Genomic DNA, 19,163 nt, shown 5'->3' with positions numbered 1-19,163 from the left:
TTGCCCTTTGTCCCCCATCACGTCACCCAGCGTGGAACCCGGCGTTTGCCAGTCTTTTTCTCCGACGACGACAGGCACAATATCTTTGTCAATTGGCCACTGCTGCTCAGGGCGCACAAACCCGTTGCATTGCGTGGTGCCTTTTGGACAACCCCGTTCATCTCATTCTGGTCCCGAGCCATGAGGACGGCCTGCGCGCCACTTTGGGCGAAGTGCACCGGCGTTACACGCGCATGGTCAATTTCCGCGAAGGGTGGCGCGGTCATCTGTTTCAAGGCCGGTTTGCCAGCTATCCGATGGACCAATCTCATCTTATGGCAGCGGTTCGCTATGTTGAGAACAACCCGGTCGCAGCAAAGATGGTGCAACGGGCAGAGCAATGGAAATGGTCAAGCGCGCAGACCCATATTCGTGGCAACCGGCTGCCGCATGATCCGCTGACCGATGTCGAGGCTCTAGCGGGTGAGGTCTCGAACTGGAGGTCGATGTTGCGGCATGGGCTGTAAGGTGGAGGTACAGCCGCTGAAGGTGAAAATATGGCCGAAGCGATCGAGGCGCGGTTGCGCACTGTCCGCCCGCTTGCAGCAGACGAATGGATCAAGCGGCAGGAAGACGCGACTGGACGAACGCTTCGCCCGCGCAAGCGGGGACCCAAGCCAAAGGCAGCCTGATGGGCGGACACTCTCAATCCCGCCTCAATGAAGCTCCCGCATAGGGATCATACTCGGCAGGCTGCAAATCGCGCTCGGCTTGCACGGGCTGGGAGTAGACCATCGCAGGCCCGCTATTCATCCCCCGCTCGGCTAACCCAATTAGCGCCGAAGCCAAGGTGCTAGCGCCAAGCAATAAGAAGACACCCAATATGGCACGACCAGACTCGCGGACCGGGAAGCGGCCGCTAAGCGTGAGGAACCCAATGATGGCCACTGCGAGCACCGACAGTGTGACCGCCAAGCTTCCGGTTAGAAGCGTCGCAATCCAAGCAGCTGCACTTTCAACTGCGCTCGGGCCGGCCGCCGTAAACAGGTCACCCCCTGAACTGCGCAACGCCATCACTCCGCCACCATGATCTGTGCAACGCGCCGCTGGCCATCGCGCCTCTCGAGCTGGACGAACACATCGACACTTTGCAGGATATAATGCCGCGCATCGTCGCGCTTAAGGTTTGATGCCTGCACGACCAGCAGAACAAGCTGTTCGATGGCCCGAAACGGCGTGTCGGCATGGATGGTGGTGATGGAACCGGGATGCCCAGTGTTGATCGCCCGCATAAAGGTGAAGGCTTCGATCCCGCGCAGCTCGCCAAGGATAATGCGGTCAGGCCGCATGCGTAGTGCAGCGATAAGCAGGTCTTCTGCACTGGCATCGGATTCGCCAAGGCGCCCGCGCACCGAGATCAGGCCAACGGCATTCTCATGCGCGATCTGAAGTTCTTCGGAGTCCTCAATCAGTATCAGCCGTTCGGACTTTGGTATCTCCGCCAACAATGCGTTCAGAAAGGTGGTCTTGCCGGTGGAGGTCCCGCCCGCAACTAGGATATTCTTTCGACCGAGAACGGCCTGCCGCAGGTAAGTCTCCGCCTCTTCACCATCGAGCGTCCGATGCGTCCGCGGAGGAAGGCGCTCCAGCTTCACGCTCTTACCAAGATGCTCGAAGGCACCATCCTCGGCCCAGTCGCTGAGCGAGAAGCGGGAGACAACGTGCCTACGGATAGCGATGGCGTGGCCGGCACGCGTCGCTGGCGGTGCAACAATCTGTACCCGTGATCCGTCGGGGAGGTTCGCGGCGAGCAGGGGATGGTTGCGATTGATCCCTTGCGCGCTGGCCGCTGCAATTTGCCGCGACAGCCGCGCCAGATCGGCTTCAGTCAGGCCCTGAACATCATGGCGCGTAATCTCCCCGCCAACGGCTTCGACCCAGATTTCATTGGGCCGATTGATATAGATGTCGGTTACATCGTCCCGCGACAGCACGCCGGCCAAGGGCGCTAGAAAGCTGTCGAGATAATAGCCCTTGGAACGATCTTCAAAAGGCTCGTTAGGCGCTGCCGTGTCTTCGGTGGGAGCAATCTGGTCCATTTCCGATCAGCCAGACGCTGCCTGAATGCCCGCCACGATCGAGGCTGCACCGAAGATGATGAAACAGCCAATGATGACCGTCGCTCCGAAACGCCAGTCGAGCCGTCCGGTCAGCATCATGAACCCGACCGCTGCCACGGCAATGACCGCCGCAACTGTTGCGACAGTGCCGAGCAATGTGCCCTGGAGCCACTGCATGGCGCTCACGAGGACGCCCGAGCCTTGCGGATCCATTCAAAAGCTCCCTGATGTTTGTGCAGCGAAGCTCATGTCCCGACACCGGAGAAATCGAGGTCGCGTGCGACGAACACAGAAACGCTCGTTCCGTGCTTCACCTTGAGCGTCGGCTGTGGCTGGTTCTGCTGAATGGTTTGCGAGACGGTGCTGGTCGCGCCGGGTATAGCGACAATCACACCGCCGGTCGCTTCGCGCGTCGCCACGCCGACCCCCACATCGAGCACGGATTGGAGAAGAGCTCCGCCAAAGCGCGCGAAGAACTTGCTATCTACTTTTCCGCGCACGCCAGCGCGCCCGAGCGGATCGGATGCAGGCGAATCGAGCGAGATCAGAACGCCATCGGGCCGCATGAGCCGCGTCCAGCGAATGGCGGCGCGTTTCTGTCCGGATTGCAGGTCGGCCTCGTATTCTCCGTAGAGCCGACTGCCGCGCTGGATGAGGACCTGCGTCCCGTCAAACCCGTGCACATCACGTTGGACCAGCGCGCGCACTGCGCCGGGCCGCGTGGAGTCGAGCGCTGTCTCGAGAACAGCCGGAATAATGGTCCCGAGCGGAATGGTGCGCGATGGGTTGGCGAAGCGGCGCGCGTTCACGCGCTCCGGATCGTCTGCATCGGACGTGGTGGTTGGCGGCAATGGCCGGGCGGGGAACGCGTTCTCGAAGACAACCGAAGGTCCGGGCGGAGGGGTGGTGTCGCCCGGATCTGCAGGCGGCGCAGGTCTTGGCCGCGGCGGCGTGGTTGATACGGCCGCAGAAGGGGCCGTTGCCGGACGAGGAACAGGCTCGCGGGCGATGACCTGCACGGGCACAGGCGGCAGGCGGCGATAGCGTTCTGCAAGCAAGTCGCCTCCCCTATCGGGCACGCTCAGAGGGGGCGGCGAAGAAATCTGTCCATTGCCAGGGAGGATCGGCGTGGCCTCAGCCTCCAGACCTTGCGTCCGATTGGCATTGAGCGCGCTGAACAGACCAATCCCGCCCACCAATAAGGCCGCTCCGAAAAGCCAGACGCCCAGATTGCTGGTCGTCGCTGGCGCGACCTGTGGGAACGGATCGCTGTCCGGCACGCCCGATCCCGTGGGGTTTGCGGCTTCGCTCATCCGGCCGCCTCCGGAGAACTTTGCCGCTTGGCTGTCGCCTTCTCCTTGTCGATTCGAAAGACGAGTTCTTCGAAGACGCGATCAATGATGAAGGCTTCGCCGCGCATATAGCCATTGACCGCCTGTTCTTCGCCTGTCGGGCCGATCGCAAAGATGGCGGGCAGTGCCTGCTCGGGCGCAAAGAAGATACGCGTCTTGCGGCCATCATCATGGACCCGGGCAGGTTGTACCTCGCGGTCGCCGCGTATGCGGTAGGCCCAGGTTTGAGTGGGCTGCGGCGAATAGTCGGGCGCAGAATCGGAGGGGGCAGGCTCGGCTTCGAACCGGACGAGATAGGCGGCAAGCAGGCTGTCCTGCGTATCGACCAGGAACCGGTACTGCCGCATATCAGTAACAATCGCGATTTCGGAGGTGGCACCAAGCCCACGCGGACGCAGCATGAAACTGTCTGCTGCCGGCGAGACGCTCACTTCAAACGCATCGGCGTCGCTGATGGTGGCCCGCGTGATGCGTTCGCCGCGTTCGAACAGGACAGTCAGCCCGGTTTCGGGCAGCGCGAGGAGCCGGTAGGTGTCATCCGGCGATACCTGCAGCGTCTGGAGCCTGGGATTGTTCGCGTCGGGCACGGGAAGCGACTGACCCTGAAGCGCAAAGGCAGCGGCGCTCGCCGCAATGGCAGGTAACCGCCTCACGGCGTTTGCCCTTCGCTCGCTTCCATGGCCTCGACTGCCGCCTCCCTCGCTTCGGTCACTTCGGGCAGGGTCTCGGCATCGCGGCGATAGCGCGTGACCTGAAACCCGAGCGGATTGAGGAGGCGATCCTCTTCGCTCATCGCAGCTTGCGAATAGCCATAATCGACGATCGCTGCCCAGTACTGCGCGGCCTGCACCTGCGCGCCCGGATCAGATCGCACAGTTGTAAACCGCACGAGCGAACGGCCCGGCGCCAGCGAAGACACGCTGCGCACATCGACCGTGATCGTGCCTCCTGCGGGCATAAAGGAAAGCGGGCTTTGTGCATTGCTGCTTTGCATTGAGGCGACATAGCGCTGGCGCGCGTCGCCCGTGCTCATCAGCGCCACTTTTCGATAATCGCGCCCGACACTCGCTGCATCATAGCTTTCGCGCGCCACGACGTATTGCACGACGAACGACCGGGTTAGCGCGGCATCGGGCGCAATCGTCTGTGCGTCGAGCGGCTGCAGCAGTTCGACATTGCCGGTCTGGCGATCAACCAGTAGCGTGTAGGGCTCGACTGTTTTGAGCGGTAGCACGATCACCAGCGCAATCGTGAGAAGTATGGCGATAGCTCCCGCGACTGCGGCGACGATCCAGGCGCGTCTGCGTGAGCGCTCCAGATCGGCTGTAACGCTGTGCGACCAGCTGTCCTCGACTTCCATATCGAGCGGTTCGATTTTCTCCTGCCGGCCCATTTACCGGGCATCCCGCGAGCTCGCCGCAACCGAACGGCGATAGGAAGTCCGGCGATAGGAGCTACCCAGACGCGGAGGACCCGCCGGCGCAGGCGCGCTCGACCCTGAGCCAAAGCCGGCGTCGGAAGAAGGACCGGTCGACGCCGACCGATCAGTGCCAAGACTGCGAAAACTGATCCGATTGTTTTCGACCAGGTTCTCACGCCGCATTTGTATCTCGACAGTGTCGGAAATGCGCTGCGCTCTTGTCATGCCTGCACTCTCGCGCATGGAGGCCAGAGGCGCAAGATTTGGCGCGGTGCTATCGGAACGGCGTTCGCCCGATGTGACCTTGAGAACCGCTGCGCCCCGGTGAAAGGCGATCCATGCGAGCAGAAATACCAGAGCCAGCTGAGCCACGGCAAAGGCCAAGGTAAGTGCCAGAAGTTCAGTTGGACTCGAAGGCGCGGCATAACCGAGCGAGCGAATGCGCAGCGCATCGGCAAGCCAGGGTTCGAGCAGCGCGAGCTCGAAAGCCAGCAAGATGGTCACCCCAAGGGAGCCGACAAGGGCCAGCACAAGTCCGCGTAGCCAGCCTGCAAAAAGCCCGCGCGTTTGCTCGAACAACAGCAAGCCCGCAGCGAGCGGTGCAATAGCAAGAAGCAAACCTGCAATGACCCGCAGAAGCGCCAAACTGCCGATGATGCCCGACAGGAAGAACAGACGCGCTGTCCCGAAGGTTTCTTCGTCGGCGAGGCCCTGTCCCCGAAAGGTTGCTTCCGGCGAGCCGGGATCGACAAATTGACCAATCGTGCGCCCCGTGCCCACCGAGGTTAATTCGATGATCGCGGTATCGACGCGCTGCAGCCGCTGAAGGAAACCTGAGCCCACATCGGCAAGTGTTGCCGGTGCTATTGCTGCAGCAATCTGGGCAGGACCGTTCAGGGTCAGATCGTAGATGAGCGTGCGGAATGCGGGCCATGAAAAGGCAAGCGTCAGCACAATGCCGATCTTGACCACATCGCCCACGACATCGCGTGCGCCAGGCGCGGGGCCGAACAAGAGCCGGATCGCAAACAGGGCGACAAAGATCGTCAGCAGCGAGAGCATGACGTTCGAGGCCAGCGAGCCGGGCTGTGACAGGCTCTGGAACCCGTAACTGCCAAGCGCCTGTGCCTGACAGTCGATATGCGTGACCACCCGCGTCAGGAAGGCATCGCCTGTCAGGATCGTCGGACAGGCCATCAGGCAGCGCGCCTCAAGAGTTCCGGGATCCATGCGGCGGGATCATCGCTCCCATGCTCTGCGATAAGTTCATCGAACAGACGCACCGTGCTCTCGCGCCCTGATAGGATAGTGAGTAGGTCCTTCTCGCCAGACAGATCGAGCCGGGCGATCACGCTTTCATTGCCATGGCGGATAAGGAAGCAATGCGAGCTGTCGGGCAATGTTCGCACGAGATCGAACTCGTGGTGCGACAGCCCGAACCCGTTGATATAATCCTCGGCGCGCGCCTTGGGATTGATCATGAATATCTGGGTTGCCGCCTGCTCGATGATCGCGCTGGCGATCTTGCTTTCCAATGCATCGCTCGCGCTCTGGGTTGCGAAGCCGACAATTCCGTTCCTTTTGCGGATTGTCTTCTCCCAGTCCTTGATGCGGCGCACGAAGACTTCGTCATCGAGCGCTTTCCAGCCTTCATCGACCACTATGATCGCAGGGCTCCCGTCGAGCCGCTCCTCGACCCTGTGGAAGAAATACATCATGGCAGGCGTGCGCATGACTGGATCATCAAGCAGCGCGGTCATATCGAACCCGACCGTATCGGCTGTGAGGTCGGTGTTGTCCTCGGGATTGTCGAAAAGCCAGGCCCGTTCTCCATCGCCCCACCAGGGCCTGAGCCGGGAATAGAGATCATCGGGGCGCGGCCGATCCCCGCCGCGAAACAGCTCGCACAGATAGCGCAGGCGTCGCCGGTCGCGGGGCTGGGCGAAGTTAGTGTCGATGGCCTCGGCAATCATACCGCCCTCATCGCTCGACACCCCGCCTGCCAATACGCCGATCCAGTCCTGCAGCAATTGGCGATTGGCGCCGCTATCATCAAGCTGCAGGGGATTGAGACCGGACGGCGTGCCGGGGCTTAGCCGATCATAGCTGCCCCCGATTGCGCGGATGAAGAGTTCTGCGCCCCTATCCTTGTCGAAAAAGACGATGCGAGGGGACAGCCGCCGCGCCTGCGCGAGCAGAAAATTGACGACCACGGTCTTGCCGGAGCCAGAAGGACCGATGACGGTAAAATTGCCCAAATCGGCGCGGTGGAAGTTGAAGAAATAGGGACCTGCTGCCGTCGTTTCGAACAGCGAGATCGCCTCGCCCCAATGATTGCCGCGCTCGCGCCCGACAGGAAAATTGTGCAAGCTGGCAAGGCCAGCAAAGTTGGTGGTCGAGACCAGGCCGCGCCTTCCGATATAGCGGAAATTGCCCGGAAACTGCGCCCAGAAGGTCGGCTCCAGCGCAATATCCTCGCGCACCGCATTGATGCCGAGATCGGCCAGCAGCGCGATAACCTCTGCCACTTGCAGATTGAGGGCATCTTGGCTGCCCGCATGGATTGCAATCGTCGTGTGGTGCTCGCCAAACCCAGCACGGCCTGCAGCAACTTCGTCCTTCGCCTGCGCCAATTCATCGCGCAGCGAGATGGCCTCGTCTTCAGCAGAGCGCATCCGGCGCAGCGCCAGGTTCATCCGGGAAAGCGCCTCGCGCCGTTCTACGAAGGCAAAGCTCTGGGTCACCTGCAACTCAAACGGCAGGCGATAGAGCTCATCAAACATGCCGGGCAGTGTGCGGTTCGGGTAATCCTTGATCGACACCATCGCGACGAACCGGCGATCGAGCGGCCCGTTCGGGCCAAGCTCGACGGTATCACGTCCGAAGCTGATGCGCCGTGTCGGTATGTGATGCCCAAGATCGCCATGCGGCTCGGCCACTGGCTTCATCTCCGCATTGCAAAGGCAAGAGAGGAACTCGAGCGGTTCGGAGCATGTCGCACCGTCTGCTCCCTCATAGCGCGACAACACCTGCGGGTTGTAGGATGCGAGCGCCGAGACCGCTGCCTCGCGTGCATCGTTCAGTGAGCGAAGGTCTGCCAAAAGCTGCGCCCGCAGATCGTCGCCCTGCCGACCAATCCATGAGCGAAGCCTGTCGGCTATGCCGATCCGCCCTTGCATGGGCCGGCGCACGATCGTGAGAAACAGATCGTTGACGAACAGGTTGCGGCCCTCGAGCCGCGCGCGCCATTTGTCGTCAAGCGATTGCGAGAACTCGTCCGGGAATTTGTCCCCCAGCGCGACGTCGGCACGGCGGCGCACGACGTGGTGATAGATGGCGAAGCGCGAAGATCCCAGAGCGCGCAGCATCGCATCGCGCAAATCGGCGCGGTAATTGAGTTCCTCGCTATCGGATGTCTCGAACAGCAGGCCGCCGATGCGAATGGTCTGCATCAGCAGCCCGTCGCGCAGCTCGATCGTCGCATCATCGATATGGCGCGCATAGGGCAGATGCTTGCCAACCGGCATTTCCTTGGCAATTCTTTTGGGGTCCCGCGTCACGGGCGGTAAGAATTGCATCGCCACAGCCTGAAATTGGGAATGCGCGGACAATTGCGCACACGGGTGATCCAAAGATCGAAGAAACGCGGCTCATGCAGGCAGAGCAGCGCTGCTACGCCGTGGAGGGCAACCGCTATCAGCAGGACCCACCAGGCCCGGAATATGAGGAACAGCTCGACCGCGATGACTGCATTGATGACAAAGAAGGTATAAGTGACACCCGCAAACATTTGCGGGCGTGTGAGGGCCGTGAATAGCGTCGCTTGTGACAAGTTCATCGATTCCCCCTCGGATCAATACACTCTACGTGTCGGGCGATTTTAAACAAGAGCTTCTGTCCGCCTGCCTTCCAATTGATCTGGCGGGTTTTTGCCTTGTTGGGCGCTCAATTTTCGTCTCGAGAGAATTGCTTGGCGCGGCGATGGTCGACCATGCGATTGTACCTTAGTCTTCCGTCAATCGAAGCTGTAACGCCAGCCCGCCAGTCCCGGACCAGCGGAACATCGGCCTCAGTATTCCGAGCCAAAAATTAGAGCGGGCGTATCACCACATCGTTGCTCGGCACAATCCACTCGACTTCCCTCAGAAACGAAGCATTGGTGTCCTTACTGAATCGCGGCTCAGAGGAGATGCTGCCCCGACGCCTTGAGCGATAATGGGGCCTTGGGTGGTGGGAGCAGCATGGTGCTACGCTCCCACAGGAGAACCATCCATGACTAGGACTGCGAAGAACAATGCCCCTGCAAAGACTACCAAGCCAAAGCGCAAGACAAAGGCATCGATCGTCGAAGCGCTGCTCGAGCGCAAAGACGGAAGTAGTCTCGCAGACATTTGCAAAGCGACTGGCTGGCAGACCCATAGCTCACGAGCCTTTCTGACTGGCCTGCGCAAGAAGGGCCGCGAGGTAGTCCGCTATAAGAATGACAAGGGAGCTTCGATCTACAAGCTTACAACGCTGGATACCGGTGAGGGCGGCGCGTGAAGAGACGAGGCAAGCAGGCCGCGCTTTCAAAGCTCGAAGGCCTAACCGCAGCTGAACTGAAGGAAGAGTGGTCGCGTCGGTTCGCCGCGCCCATTCCGAAAATATCGTCGGCGCTGCTGCAACTGGGACTTGGCTACAAGCTGCAAGAGCAAAACCAGGGCGGGCTAAGCAGAGAGGCCCGATCCCTACTGAAGCAGCACACGCAGGCCGATGCGGCACAGGCATCGTTGCCGATACCCCGCAAACTCACATCAGGGACACGGCTGGTGCGTGATTGGCACGGCACCGGCCACACCGTGACCGTCCTGGAGAAGGGCTTCGAGTATGATGGCAAGACGTGGCGCTCTCTGAGTGCGATTGCCAAGGCCATCACCGGCACGCATTGGAACGGCCCACGCTTCTTCGGTCTGACGAAGCAACACATATGAAGACCCTTCGTTGCGCAGTGTATACCCGTAAGTCGACCGAAGACGGGCTCGAGCAGGAGTTCAACAGCTTGCACGCCCAGCGTGAAGCTTGTGAGGCCTTTATCCTTAGCCAGCGTCATGAGGGCTGGACGCTTGTGGAGCGGGCCTACGATGACGGCGGCTTCTCAGGTGGCAGTATGCAGCGGCCAGGGTTGCTTGCTCTGATCGAGGACGTCGAAGCAGGTCTTGTCGACGTCATTGTGGTCTATAAGGTCGACCGGCTCACCCGCAGCCTCGCTGACTTTGCCAAGATCGTCGAGCGGCTGGATGCCAAGGAAGCCAGCTTCGTGTCGGTGACCCAAGCGTTCAACACTACCACCAGCATGGGGCGCCTGACGCTGAATGTGCTCTTGTCATTCGCTCAGTTCGAAAGGGAAGTGACCGGTGAGCGGATTAGGGACAAGATTGCAGCATCCAAGAAGAAGGGTCTGTGGATGGGTGGGCCAGTTCCGCTTGGCTACGAGGTGATCGATAGAAAGCTGGTGCCAGTTCCAGAGGAGGCCGAGCGCGTATGCACCATAATGCGTCGGTACATCGCATCGCACTCCGCCGCTGAACTTATCGCGCAACTTGAGGCAGAAGGCATACAGACGAAGATCCAACGCCGAACCAGTGGCCCACATAAGGGAGGTATCCCTTTCAAGCGGGGCAGCTTGTTCCACCTTCTCAAAAATCCGATCTATCGCGGCAAGATTGTTCACAAGGGTAACGCCTACAAAGGCGAGCACGAACCAATTGTAGATGAAGACCTTTGGAATTCAGTGCAGGCGAAACTGAAGGAAAAGTCTCCGCCGCGAAAACGTCCACAGAACGATGCACAGAACGCTCTCCTACGGGGTCTCCTCACCGATCCTCACGAACGGCCGATGGTGCCGACCTACTCTACAAAAGGCAGCAGGCGATACGCTTACTATGAAACCCGCAAGGATCTAGCGCGGCCCGATGATCCTCCCGCCACCCGCATTGGTCAGGGCCAGCTTGAGCGCCATCTCATTGTCGAACTAACAGCGCTGTTGGAAGATGAGCATGCACTGCGCAGATTGTCAGGCATAACCGAGGCGAACCAGCTATCGAGCATATTCGATGCCGCACGCCAAGCTGCTGCCAGTCTTGAATTTGGTCAGCTGCGGAGGTCGGTGATTTCGGAGCTGATACTATCTATCAGGTTTACTAATGGCCGTCTCGATGTTGGTCTCGATCCCAAAGCCCTTGGCATGGAAACAGTTAATCCGTGGCGCTGGAGCATTCCCGGACCAGAGCGCAAACCGTTCCGTGAAACCAAACTCCGGATTAATCCGGCAGAGAAGCAAACTGAGCCTGACCCAAAGCTGGTTCGGCTACTTGTTGATGCCAAGGAAGTACAAGAGCTGGTTTTGGGAGCACCAGAGCTAAGCCTCAACCAGCTCGGCAAGCGTGAAGGGCGATGCCGGACGCAGCTTGCCAAGTACCTGCGCCTCTCATGGCTGAGCCCGAAAATTGTCGAAGCCATCTTGGCTGGCCAGCAACCTGCGAACCTTACTCGAACGCGAATGCTCAACTGTGACTTGCCGGTCGACTGGCGTGAGCAAGAGCAGCTCCTTGAGTTTGGGGCCTAAGCCAACACTTCCTCCCAGCACGGCAAGGTGAAGTCTGGAAATCCGCGACAGAGATTGTTGCGGATTTTGCGCTTCTGGAGATAACATCTCTGCCAGTCTCAGGCTGCAAGGCTACTTAGCTCAGCGCGCAAGGCCCGCAGAACTGCGCCCTTTCGGCCGCGGTCTCGGAATGAGAACTAATCAGGGGGTCTCTACGAGACTGTTTGGTGCGGTCGAGAAGACTCGAACTTCCACGGCCTTTCGGCCACAACGACCTCAACGTTGCGCGTCTACCAGTTCCGCCACGACCGCACACTTAGTCAAACAGAGGCGCATGCGCCCTGGCTGGTAGGTGCGCGCCCTTAGCAACCGGTTTTCCCTATCGCAAGCGCCCATCGCCATCACGGTGCCCAGAAGGGGCCGTTAGGTCTTTGCGGCCCCACTGTCCCGATGCGGGAACGCGTTAATGCGTTGCTTGCGAGAATGGTGAACGGCGCGGCAAGGATTGGCCATGAATTTGGCACTCGCCCTCTTCCTGACAGCTTCCGCCAGCGGCGTTTCCGGTGCTGCGCCCGATGGAGCCAGCAGTGGCGCAGCGCGCGATGCGATGATCGCTGCCACCCGGGCTGAAGGCCGCGCCAGCGTCACAATCCTGCAGCCAGAGGTCATCGACTTCGATGCAATGAAGGAACGCGGCGAGCGGGCGAAGCTGCGCCGGGACGCTGCCGGGACTGTTTGGCTGGAGTTTAGCTGACGCCGACAAGCGCAGCTTTAGCTTGGCTTCCAACCGATCTCGGCGAATTTCGCGGATTTGGGCACATCGGTCACCGCCTCGTTGATTGCCACGCTTTCGCCCGGTGCCAAGGTCTGCGCCGAGGGCACGACTTCCCAGCTGAACACAATCCGCTCCCGCGCATCACGCAGGACGATCAACACAGCGGGAACCCGCTTCGTCTCGCGCCCGACATTGGTGATCGTGCCGCTGGCCCCGAAAAACTCGGTGCCATTGGGCAGCGTTCGCCGGTCCTGCCGGTCGGCGGGGAAATCCAGCACCAGATCGGGTTGCTCGACCGCGAAGGTAGGGCGGCTGACAGGGACCCAGTCGGGCAAGCCCCAGTAACTGACCGCCGCAATCGTGCCGAACGCTGCGAGGAGAAACACGACACCGGCCGCGGTCCACAGCTTGAGCGGATTGCGGCGCGGGCGGAACGGCGGCTCGTAATCGAATTGCGATTTGTCCGGGTCGATGTCCGGCATGGGCGGCGGTTCGGGCCGCGTGTCGGAGACGGGCGGCGGGCCGTTGAAACCTGTCTGTTCGTCTTCGTCGTCAGAACTTGCCGCGTCCGGAGTGGGCACGGGACCGGTCCCGTCGTCTTCCTCGGGCTCGGCCACACGCACTGGTGGTGGCGGAACCTCGTCTTCTGTCTTCGCGTAGGGTTGCGGTTCTGATGCGCGCTCGGAAGGGAGCGCTTCCGGCTCGGGTGGCGCTTCGGGCACCGGCTCGGATGCAGGGGGAACATGCGCCTGTTCGGATGCAATGACCGCTTCCGCCCCCGGCCCTTCCTGAAACCAGCTATGCTTGCACTTCGCGCAGCGCACTGTTCGGCCGTCAACGCCAACAGCGCTGTCGGGCACGACATAGCGCGTAGCGCAGGCAGGGCAGGCGAGTATCATGACGTCAACGCCTTACGAGTGTGGAGGAATCATTGGCAAGCGCAGGCATGGGGATGCGGGGAAGAACCTGCCTTTTTTCCACATGGAAGGCCCGCTATAGGCATCCCTCTATCATGACGTTCCGCAAAATCACGATCCGCCGGAAGGCAGGGCATCATGTCGACGGGTGACAGCGAAGTTGTCGGGTTCGACAATGTCGGGCTGCGCTATGGCTCGGGCAAAGAGGTGCTGAGCGATGTGTCGTTTACGCTTTATCCGGGCAGTTTCTATTTTCTGACCGGCGCGAGCGGGGCGGGGAAGACCAGTCTGCTGAAGCTGCTTTATCTGTCGCAGCGCCCCTCGCGCGGGCAAATACGCATGTTCGGGACCGATGTCATCACGCTGCCCCGTGCGCGGCTGCCCGGTTTCCGGCGGCGGTTGGGCGTTGTGTTTCAGGATTTCCGGTTGGTTCCGCACCTCTCGGCCTATGACAATGTCGCGCTGCCACTGCGCGTGGCCGGTGTGCCGGAGGCTGATCTGGAGCGACCGGTGACCGATATGCTCGACTGGGTGGGTCTTTCGCATCGCTCCGATGCGCGGCCTGCGACGCTTTCGGGCGGGGAGCAGCAGCGGGTGGCGATTGCGCGCGCGGTCATCGGGCGGCCCGACATGCTGCTGGCGGACGAGCCGACAGGCAATGTCGACCCGGAGATGGCGGTAAAGCTTCTGCGCCTGTTCGAGGCGCTCAACCGGCTGGGCACGACCGTTGTGGTGGCGACCCACGATCTGCATCTGCTGCAGAAAGTGCCGGCCTCCATGATCATGCGGCTAGACAAAGGGCGACTGTCCGATCCCACCGGCGCGCTGCGCTATCCTCCGCGACCCGCGGGGGACCGGGCAAGCGATGACGGTCCGCCGGAGGACGTCTTCCGGTGAAGAAGCCGCCAACCCTGTCGCGCGCGATCGAGCGAGGGCTAGCGCCGTTTCGCGGTGCCCCGGCGCAGGAGCTGGTGCCGCAGGCGCGGCTCGCCGGGCCGATGCCCTGGGTGATCGCGATTATGGTCGCGCTGACCGTGGTGGCGACGGCGGCGGGCCTCGCGCTGACCAATCTGGCCGACGGCGCGCGGGCGGAACTGGCGGGCGGCGCGACCGTGCAGATTATCGAAGCCGAGCCGGGTGAGCGCGAGCGACAGGCCGCGGCGGCGCAGGATGTGCTGGCGGAATTTCCCGAAGTGGCCGCTCTGCGCCGGGTGCCGCCTGACGAAGTCGCGGCTTTGCTGGAGCCATGGCTGGGCACCGGCTTTTCCGGCGAGGCGGTGCCGATCCCCGCGCTGATCGACTTGCGGTTTCGCGGCGAAGCGACGCCGGATAAATTGCGCCGTCTGCGCGCGTCACTGGCAGAGGTAGCGCCCGATGCGCGGATCGATGCGCAGGCGAGCTGGCTGAGGCCGATTTTCTCGGCCATCGCATCGCTGCAATGGCTGGCGCTGGCGCTGGTGGTGTTGCTGTCGCTGACCAGTGCCGCCGCGGTGTTCCTCGCCGCCCGCAGCGCGCTGGGTAACAATCGTGAGACAATCGAGATTGTCCATTTGCTGGGTGGAACGGACCACCAGATTGCCCGCGTGTTCCAGCGCTCGGTCGGCTTCGATGCCACGCTGGGCGCGGGCGCTGGCCTGCTGCTGGGGATGATTGCGGTGCTGATCCTCGGCCAGCAATTCGCGCAGCTCGGCTCCGGCATGATGGCGGGCGGCGGGCTTGGCTGGATAGACTGGCTGGCGGTGGCGATGGTCCCGCTCGTGGCCGTGGCGCTCGCCATGGTCACTGCGCGGCTAACGGTGCTTTTCGCGCTCAGGAAAATGCTGTGATCCGGCGGCTTCTCGCGGTGATCGTGCTGGCGTGGATACTGGGCTTCGTCTGGTTCGCCAGCGCCTTGCCGCAGCCTTTGGGTGATGCACAAACCGATGCGATCATCGTGCCCACGGGCGGGGCGGGCCGGATCGAACGCGGGGTACAGGTTCTGGCAAACGAGCAAGCGGGTGACATGCTGGTTACCGGCGTATCGACACAGGTGACACCGGGCGAGTTCGCAGCGGAATTCGATGTGCCGATGGACCTGATGGAATGCTGCATCACGCTGGGCTTCGATGCGGTCGATACGCGTGGCAATGCACGGGAAACCAGCCGCTGGGTGGAAGACAACAACTACAAACGTCTGCGACTGGTCACCACCGACTGGCATATGCGCCGGGCGGAGAGCGAGCTGCGGCGCACTCTGCCCGATAACATCGTGATTGTCCGCGATGCGGTCCATTCCGAGCCCTCGCTGGGCACGCTGTTTCTCGAATATCACAAGCTGCTGGCAAGCAGAGCCACGCAGTGGATGCCGGGTCTGGGCTGATGGCGGTGCTGCGCAGCCTGCTGTTCTATCCGATCTTCTATTTCGGGACGCTTCTGCTTGTCGCGCGGGCGGTTATTGCTATTCCCGCCGGACGTGCCGCTCTGCGCCGTGTGGTTAGCACATGGGCCCGTTTCCACCGGGATTGTTGTCAGGCGCTGCTGGGTATCGAGATTATTCAGGAGGGCGGCCCGCTGGAAGAGCCCGCGCTCTATGCCATCCGGCACGAAGCCTATTTCGAGGCTATCGATGCGCCTGCTCTGTTTGACCTGCCCGCCGTCTTTGCCAAGCGAGAGCTGTTCAATCTGCCGGGGTGGGGGCGTGCGGCGATGGCTTATGGCCTGATCCCGGTGGCGCGGGACGGCGGGGCCAGTGCCTTGCGCACCCTGATCCGCGAGGCAAAGCGCAAATCGGCCGAGGGGCGCCCGCTGGTCATCTTTCCCGAAGGGACCCGCGTGCAGCACGGGCGCAGGCCGAAATTGCAATCGGGCTTTGCCGGTATTTACAAGATGGTCGGCCTGCAAGTGGTGCCGGTCGCGGTCAATTCCGGCCCGCTCTATCACCGGCTGTGGAAGCGCAGCGGGCAGATCACCTATCGCTTTGGCGAACCGATTCCGCCCGGCCTGCCGCGCGGCGAGATCGAGGCCCGGGTCGAGGAAGCAATCAACGTGCTGAATGCTGCCGGCACTGCCGATGGAGCCTAGGCGGAGGTGTCCTCCGCCATCTCTGCAATGGCTTCGGCGATAGCGTCCATATCCTCCGCCTTGCCGATGGTGATACGCAGGCCATTGGCCAGCCCCTGCCCCGGCAAACGGCGCACAGCGTATCCGCGCTTAGCCAAACCATCCAGCGCTGTTGCTGCGTCCAGTTCGCCATCGAACAGCACCAGCACAAAATTCGCCTCGCTCGGCAAGGCGCGGATGCCGCGATTGCCGAGTGCCGCAAGGCTCTCGGCAAAGCGCGCGCGCTCGGCATTGTTGTGCGCGCGGGACCGCTCAAGAAATTCGGCATCGTCCAGCGCAGCCAGCGCGGCCACCTGACCGCTGGCGGTGACATTGAACGGCCCGCGCAGCCGGTTGAGCGCATCGATCAGTCCGGGCGCTCCGGTGGCCCAGCCGATCCGCTCGCCTGCCAGTCCGAAAATTTTGGAGAAGGTGCGGGTGACCAGCACGTTTTCATGCCGCGCCGCCATCTCCAGCGCGTGCGCCGCCTCCTCGCCGGGCAGATATTCGGCATAGGCCTGATCGAGCACCAGCAGGACATGGCCCGGCAGCCCGGCATGCAGCCGCTTGACCTCTGCGGGCGGCAGATAAGTGCCGGTGGGATTGTTGGGATTGTCGAGCAGAACGACGGTGGTGCGCGTCGTCACGGCATCCAGCAACGCGTCTACGCTGGCGGCGTAATCATCATCTGCGGCGAGCACGGCCTGCGCCCCGACCTTGTGCGCAAGCAGCGGATAGAGCGAAAAGGCGTAGCGCGAGAAGACGATCTCGTCGGGCGCGTTTTCGCCTGAATCCGCGCCCGAATCCGCACCGGGACCCGCAAAGGCCTGCACCGCGCAATTGAGCAATTCCCCCGATCCCGTTCCGCACACGATGCGCGCCGGATCGATCCCATGAAGCGCGCTCAGCTTTTCGCGCAAGGCCGATGAGTCGGGATCGGGGTAAAGCGCGGGGGCACTGGCGCCCTTCAGCGCCTCGGCCGCGAGCGGGCTGCACCCCAGCGGGTTCTCGTTGGCCGACAATTTGACCAGTTCGCGCCCGTCCGAACCGGTCGAGCGGCCGGGGACATAGGCGTGGATTTGCGCGATCCACGGTTTCATCTGGGGACGTGTGTCGGACATTTCGGATATCAGGCCATAAAGAAATACAGCCCTTCGACAAGCTCAGGGCGAACGGATAGAGGAGGGTACCCTAAACCCGTTCGTGCTGAGCCTGTCGAAGCACTGTTCTTTATCTGGTCCAAAGGTCTGGTTTGAGCACGCCGCACACTACCCTCGCGCTTCCAGATTCCCTGCCGCTCGACGGCGGCGGGACCCTGCGCGATGTGCGGATTGCCTATGAAACCTATGGCGAACTGAACGATGCGCGCTCCAACGCCATTCTGGTGTGCCACGCGCTGACCGGCGATCAATATCTCGCCAGCACGCATCCCGTCACCGGAAAGCCCGGCTGGTGGGAGCGGATGGTGGGCCCCGGCAAGCCAATCGATACAGACCGCTTCCATGTGATCTGCGCCAATGTCATCGGCAGTTGCCTCGGCTCCACCGGCCCTGCGAGCGAGAGCCCCGAAGGCGCGCCCTACGCCATGGATTTCCCGGTTATCACCATTCGCGACATGGTGCGCGGGCTGGTCGGCCTGCTGGACGGGCTGGGGATCGGACAATTGCATGCCGTGGTCGGCGGATCGATGGGCGGGATGCAGGCGCTCAGCCTTGCGGCAAACTTCCCCGACCGCGCGGCCCGCGTGCTGGCGATTGCCACCACCGCGCGGCATTCGGCGCAGAACATCGCCTTTCACGAGGTCGGGCGGCAGGCGATCATGGCGGACCCCGCGTGGCGTGAAGGCCAGTATTACGGCCATGACGACGCGCCCGATGCAGGGCTGGCTGTGGCGCGGATGGCGGCGCATATCACCTATCTGTCCGAAGAGGGGCTAACCGAGAAATTCGGCCGCCGCCTGCAAGACCGCGACACGCCCGGTTTCGGCTTCGACGCGGATTTTCAGGTGGAGAGCTATCTGCGCTATCAGGGCAGCGGCTTCACCCGCCGCTTCGATGCCAATTCCTACCTCTATATCACCCGCGCGATGGACTATTTCGATCTGGCGCAGGAACATGGCGGTTCGCTGGCCGAGGCCTTCCGCGCCAGCGCCGCGCGCTTCTGCCTGGTCAGCTTCGACACCGATTGGCTGTATCCCACAGAGGAAAGTCGCCACGTCGTTCATGCGCTGAACGCGGTGGCCAAACCGGTGAGTTTTGTCGAACTGTCCGCACCTTATGGCCATGACAGCTTCCTGCTCGATGTGCCCGCACTCGATAAAGTCGTCGGGGGGTTCCTCAATGACTGAGGTGGACACAGCGTTGCGCCCCGACCTGGCCGTGATTCTGCAGCGGGTGGAGGCAGGCTCGCGCGCGCTCGATGTGGGCTGCGGCGATGGCGCGCTGATGGCGGCCTTGCGGGCGAAGGGCGTGGATGCGCGCGGCATCGAGATCGACGGCGCGCTGGTGGCGGACTGCGTGGGGCAGGGCCTCAGCGTGGTGCAGGGCGATGCCGACCGCGACCTGACCTTTTATCCCGACGGCGCGTTTGATTACGCGATCCTCAGCCAGACCCTTCAAACCGCCGAGCGACCGGACAAGATGCTGCGCGAGCTCCTGCGCGTGGGCCGCCGCGCCTTCGTCAGCTTCCCGAACTTCGCTTACTGGCGCATGCGCTGGGCGCTGATGAGCCGGGGCCGCATGCCGGTAACGCGCCACCTGCCGGTCAGCTGGTATGCCACGCAAAACATCCACCACGTCACGGTGAAGGACTTCGAGGCGCTGGCCGACGAACTGGGCGTAGCAATCGAACGGCGCTGGTTCTTCACAAATGAACGCGCCGTGGGCGAAGCACAAGCAAACTGGCGCGCCGAATATGCGTTGTTCGAGGTGAGCTAAGGG

Annotated in this window: 22 protein-coding genes and 1 tRNA gene; 11 read left to right on the top strand and 12 right to left on the bottom strand. The window is 62.1% G+C overall.

Annotated elements, in window-relative coordinates; all coding sequences use genetic code 11:
- The first annotated feature begins 143 nt into the window (after window positions 1-143).
- Complete coding sequence (locus ACFCW2_RS03725; protein ID WP_379548281.1) at window positions 144-506, top strand: transposase; 363 nt, start codon at window positions 144-146, stop codon at window positions 504-506.
- 178 nt (window positions 507-684) lie between these two features.
- Here ACFCW2_RS03725 and ACFCW2_RS03720 read toward each other — a convergent pair whose 3' ends face one another.
- Genes ACFCW2_RS03720 through ACFCW2_RS03680 form a run of 9 tightly spaced genes read right to left on the bottom strand, consistent with a single transcriptional unit; the run spans window position 685 to window position 8,709 of the window.
- Window positions 685-1,053 (bottom strand): TrbC/VirB2 family protein, encoded by a 369-nt coding sequence (locus ACFCW2_RS03720; RefSeq protein WP_379548280.1) that lies wholly within the window; start codon window positions 1,051-1,053, stop codon window positions 685-687.
- On the bottom strand, window positions 1,053-2,078 hold the full coding sequence (gene virB11 / locus ACFCW2_RS03715) for a P-type DNA transfer ATPase VirB11 (protein WP_379548279.1): 1,026 nt from the start codon (window positions 2,076-2,078) through the stop codon (window positions 1,053-1,055). Before virB11 ends, ACFCW2_RS03720 begins: the two co-directional genes overlap by 1 nt.
- A gap of 6 nt (window positions 2,079-2,084) precedes the next feature.
- Window positions 2,085-2,312: a TrbC/VirB2 family protein gene (locus ACFCW2_RS03710; RefSeq protein WP_379548278.1), complete on the bottom strand. Its 228-nt coding sequence runs from the start codon at window positions 2,310-2,312 to the stop codon at window positions 2,085-2,087.
- A gap of 32 nt (window positions 2,313-2,344) precedes the next feature.
- Window positions 2,345-3,412, bottom strand: a complete 1,068-nt coding sequence (locus tag ACFCW2_RS03705) for a TrbI/VirB10 family protein (RefSeq protein ID WP_379548277.1) — start codon at window positions 3,410-3,412, stop codon at window positions 2,345-2,347.
- Window positions 3,409-4,104 carry a TrbG/VirB9 family P-type conjugative transfer protein gene (locus ACFCW2_RS03700; protein ID WP_379548276.1) on the bottom strand — a complete coding sequence of 232 codons (696 nt, stop codon included), beginning with the start codon at window positions 4,102-4,104 and terminating at the stop codon, window positions 3,409-3,411. Before ACFCW2_RS03700 ends, ACFCW2_RS03705 begins: the two co-directional genes overlap by 4 nt.
- Window positions 4,101-4,844, bottom strand: a complete 744-nt coding sequence (locus tag ACFCW2_RS03695; RefSeq protein ID WP_379548275.1) for a virB8 family protein — start codon at window positions 4,842-4,844, stop codon at window positions 4,101-4,103. The genes ACFCW2_RS03700 and ACFCW2_RS03695 overlap by 4 nt, the downstream gene beginning before the upstream one ends.
- Window positions 4,845-6,101: a type IV secretion system protein gene (locus tag ACFCW2_RS03690; RefSeq protein ID WP_379548273.1), complete on the bottom strand. Its 1,257-nt coding sequence runs from the start codon at window positions 6,099-6,101 to the stop codon at window positions 4,845-4,847.
- On the bottom strand, window positions 6,068-8,449 hold the full coding sequence (locus ACFCW2_RS03685; RefSeq protein ID WP_379548271.1) for a VirB4 family type IV secretion/conjugal transfer ATPase: 2,382 nt from the start codon (window positions 8,447-8,449) through the stop codon (window positions 6,068-6,070). Before ACFCW2_RS03685 ends, ACFCW2_RS03690 begins: the two co-directional genes overlap by 34 nt.
- Entirely contained in the window at window positions 8,428-8,709 is a 282-nt protein-coding gene (locus ACFCW2_RS03680; RefSeq protein ID WP_379548269.1) for a type IV secretion system protein VirB3, read from the bottom strand. Before ACFCW2_RS03680 ends, ACFCW2_RS03685 begins: the two co-directional genes overlap by 22 nt.
- Before the next feature lie 434 nt (window positions 8,710-9,143).
- Here ACFCW2_RS03680 and ACFCW2_RS03675 point away from each other — a divergent pair, with 434 nt between their 5' ends.
- From ACFCW2_RS03675 to ACFCW2_RS03665, 3 genes are read left to right on the top strand one after another with little or no spacing between them, the layout of a single operon-like run.
- Entirely contained in the window at window positions 9,144-9,413 is a 270-nt protein-coding gene (locus ACFCW2_RS03675) for a DUF3489 domain-containing protein (protein ID WP_379548268.1), read from the top strand.
- Window positions 9,410-9,841, top strand: coding sequence for a DUF2924 domain-containing protein (locus ACFCW2_RS03670; RefSeq protein WP_379548267.1), 432 nt, complete (start codon window positions 9,410-9,412; stop codon window positions 9,839-9,841). The genes ACFCW2_RS03675 and ACFCW2_RS03670 overlap by 4 nt, the downstream gene beginning before the upstream one ends.
- Window positions 9,838-11,475: a recombinase family protein gene (locus ACFCW2_RS03665; RefSeq protein ID WP_379548266.1), complete on the top strand. Its 1,638-nt coding sequence runs from the start codon at window positions 9,838-9,840 to the stop codon at window positions 11,473-11,475. Before ACFCW2_RS03670 ends, ACFCW2_RS03665 begins: the two co-directional genes overlap by 4 nt.
- 204 nt (window positions 11,476-11,679) lie before the next feature.
- Here ACFCW2_RS03665 and ACFCW2_RS03660 read toward each other — a convergent pair.
- Window positions 11,680-11,766, bottom strand: a tRNA-Leu gene (locus ACFCW2_RS03660).
- 199 nt (window positions 11,767-11,965) lie between these two features.
- On the opposite strand from ACFCW2_RS03660, the gene ACFCW2_RS03655 reads away from it, so the two are divergent.
- Complete coding sequence (locus ACFCW2_RS03655) at window positions 11,966-12,208, top strand: hypothetical protein (RefSeq protein WP_379548265.1); 243 nt, start codon at window positions 11,966-11,968, stop codon at window positions 12,206-12,208.
- Window positions 12,209-12,225: 17 nt separating this feature from the next.
- Here ACFCW2_RS03655 and ACFCW2_RS03650 read toward each other — a convergent pair whose 3' ends face one another.
- Entirely contained in the window at window positions 12,226-13,128 is a 903-nt protein-coding gene (locus ACFCW2_RS03650) for an MJ0042-type zinc finger domain-containing protein (RefSeq protein ID WP_379548264.1), read from the bottom strand.
- Between the two features lie 156 nt (window positions 13,129-13,284).
- On the opposite strand from ACFCW2_RS03650, the gene ftsE reads away from it, so the two are divergent.
- From ftsE to ACFCW2_RS03630, 4 genes are read left to right on the top strand one after another with little or no spacing between them, the layout of a single operon-like run.
- Window positions 13,285-14,043, top strand: a complete 759-nt coding sequence (gene ftsE, locus ACFCW2_RS03645; protein ID WP_379548263.1) for a cell division ATP-binding protein FtsE — start codon at window positions 13,285-13,287, stop codon at window positions 14,041-14,043.
- Window positions 14,040-14,972 carry a cell division protein FtsX gene (locus ACFCW2_RS03640; protein ID WP_379548262.1) on the top strand — a complete coding sequence of 311 codons (933 nt, stop codon included), beginning with the start codon at window positions 14,040-14,042 and terminating at the stop codon, window positions 14,970-14,972. The genes ftsE and ACFCW2_RS03640 overlap by 4 nt, the downstream gene beginning before the upstream one ends.
- The gene (locus tag ACFCW2_RS03635) at window positions 14,969-15,505 is read left to right on the top strand and encodes a YdcF family protein (RefSeq protein WP_379548261.1); all 537 of its coding nucleotides are present in this window, start codon (window positions 14,969-14,971) and stop codon (window positions 15,503-15,505) included. Before ACFCW2_RS03640 ends, ACFCW2_RS03635 begins: the two co-directional genes overlap by 4 nt.
- Window positions 15,484-16,206, top strand: coding sequence for a lysophospholipid acyltransferase family protein (locus tag ACFCW2_RS03630; protein WP_379548260.1), 723 nt, complete (start codon window positions 15,484-15,486; stop codon window positions 16,204-16,206). Before ACFCW2_RS03635 ends, ACFCW2_RS03630 begins: the two co-directional genes overlap by 22 nt.
- Here ACFCW2_RS03630 and ACFCW2_RS03625 read toward each other — a convergent pair.
- On the bottom strand, window positions 16,203-17,345 hold the full coding sequence (locus ACFCW2_RS03625) for a pyridoxal phosphate-dependent aminotransferase (RefSeq protein ID WP_379548259.1): 1,143 nt from the start codon (window positions 17,343-17,345) through the stop codon (window positions 16,203-16,205). The two genes, ACFCW2_RS03630 and ACFCW2_RS03625, sit on opposite strands and share 4 nt — an antisense overlap.
- Before the next feature lie 131 nt (window positions 17,346-17,476).
- On the opposite strand from ACFCW2_RS03625, the gene metX reads away from it, so the two are divergent.
- Window positions 17,477-18,571, top strand: a complete 1,095-nt coding sequence (metX, locus tag ACFCW2_RS03620) for a homoserine O-acetyltransferase MetX (protein ID WP_379548258.1) — start codon at window positions 17,477-17,479, stop codon at window positions 18,569-18,571.
- Complete coding sequence (metW, locus tag ACFCW2_RS03615) at window positions 18,564-19,160, top strand: methionine biosynthesis protein MetW (protein WP_379548256.1); 597 nt, start codon at window positions 18,564-18,566, stop codon at window positions 19,158-19,160. The genes metX and metW overlap by 8 nt, the downstream gene beginning before the upstream one ends.
- The last annotated feature ends 3 nt before the right edge of the window (window positions 19,161-19,163 follow it).

The organism is Qipengyuania algicola (assembly GCF_042492175.1).
Lineage (GTDB): Bacteria > Pseudomonadota > Alphaproteobacteria > Sphingomonadales > Sphingomonadaceae > CAJXSN01.
Note: the sequence above shows the minus strand (reverse complement) of the source record. Positions and strands in the feature narration are given on the sequence as shown.

Excerpts from the sequence above, each read along its gene's own strand:
- ACFCW2_RS03655 (WP_379548265.1), top strand. The coding sequence starts at position 11,966 with ATGAATTTGGCACTCGCCCTCTTCCTGACAGCTTCCGCCAGCGGCGTT.
- ACFCW2_RS03690 (WP_379548273.1), bottom strand. The coding sequence starts at position 6,101 with ATGGATCCCGGAACTCTTGAGGCGCGCTGCCTGATGGCCTGTCCGACG.
- ftsE (WP_379548263.1), top strand. The coding sequence starts at position 13,285 with ATGTCGACGGGTGACAGCGAAGTTGTCGGGTTCGACAATGTCGGGCTG.
- ACFCW2_RS03675 (WP_379548268.1), top strand. The coding sequence starts at position 9,144 with ATGACTAGGACTGCGAAGAACAATGCCCCTGCAAAGACTACCAAGCCA.
- ACFCW2_RS03720 (WP_379548280.1), bottom strand. The coding sequence starts at position 1,053 with ATGGCGTTGCGCAGTTCAGGGGGTGACCTGTTTACGGCGGCCGGCCCG.
- ACFCW2_RS03650 (WP_379548264.1), bottom strand. The coding sequence starts at position 13,128 with ATGATACTCGCCTGCCCTGCCTGCGCTACGCGCTATGTCGTGCCCGAC.
- virB11 (WP_379548279.1), bottom strand. The coding sequence starts at position 2,078 with ATGGACCAGATTGCTCCCACCGAAGACACGGCAGCGCCTAACGAGCCT.
- ACFCW2_RS03710 (WP_379548278.1), bottom strand. The coding sequence starts at position 2,312 with ATGGATCCGCAAGGCTCGGGCGTCCTCGTGAGCGCCATGCAGTGGCTC.
- ACFCW2_RS03665 (WP_379548266.1), top strand. The coding sequence starts at position 9,838 with ATGAAGACCCTTCGTTGCGCAGTGTATACCCGTAAGTCGACCGAAGAC.
- ACFCW2_RS03685 (WP_379548271.1), bottom strand. The coding sequence starts at position 8,449 with ATGCAATTCTTACCGCCCGTGACGCGGGACCCCAAAAGAATTGCCAAG.
- ACFCW2_RS03705 (WP_379548277.1), bottom strand. The coding sequence starts at position 3,412 with ATGAGCGAAGCCGCAAACCCCACGGGATCGGGCGTGCCGGACAGCGAT.
- ACFCW2_RS03625 (WP_379548259.1), bottom strand. The coding sequence starts at position 17,345 with ATGTCCGACACACGTCCCCAGATGAAACCGTGGATCGCGCAAATCCAC.
- metW (WP_379548256.1), top strand. The coding sequence starts at position 18,564 with ATGACTGAGGTGGACACAGCGTTGCGCCCCGACCTGGCCGTGATTCTG.
- ACFCW2_RS03695 (WP_379548275.1), bottom strand. The coding sequence starts at position 4,844 with ATGGGCCGGCAGGAGAAAATCGAACCGCTCGATATGGAAGTCGAGGAC.
- ACFCW2_RS03680 (WP_379548269.1), bottom strand. The coding sequence starts at position 8,709 with ATGAACTTGTCACAAGCGACGCTATTCACGGCCCTCACACGCCCGCAA.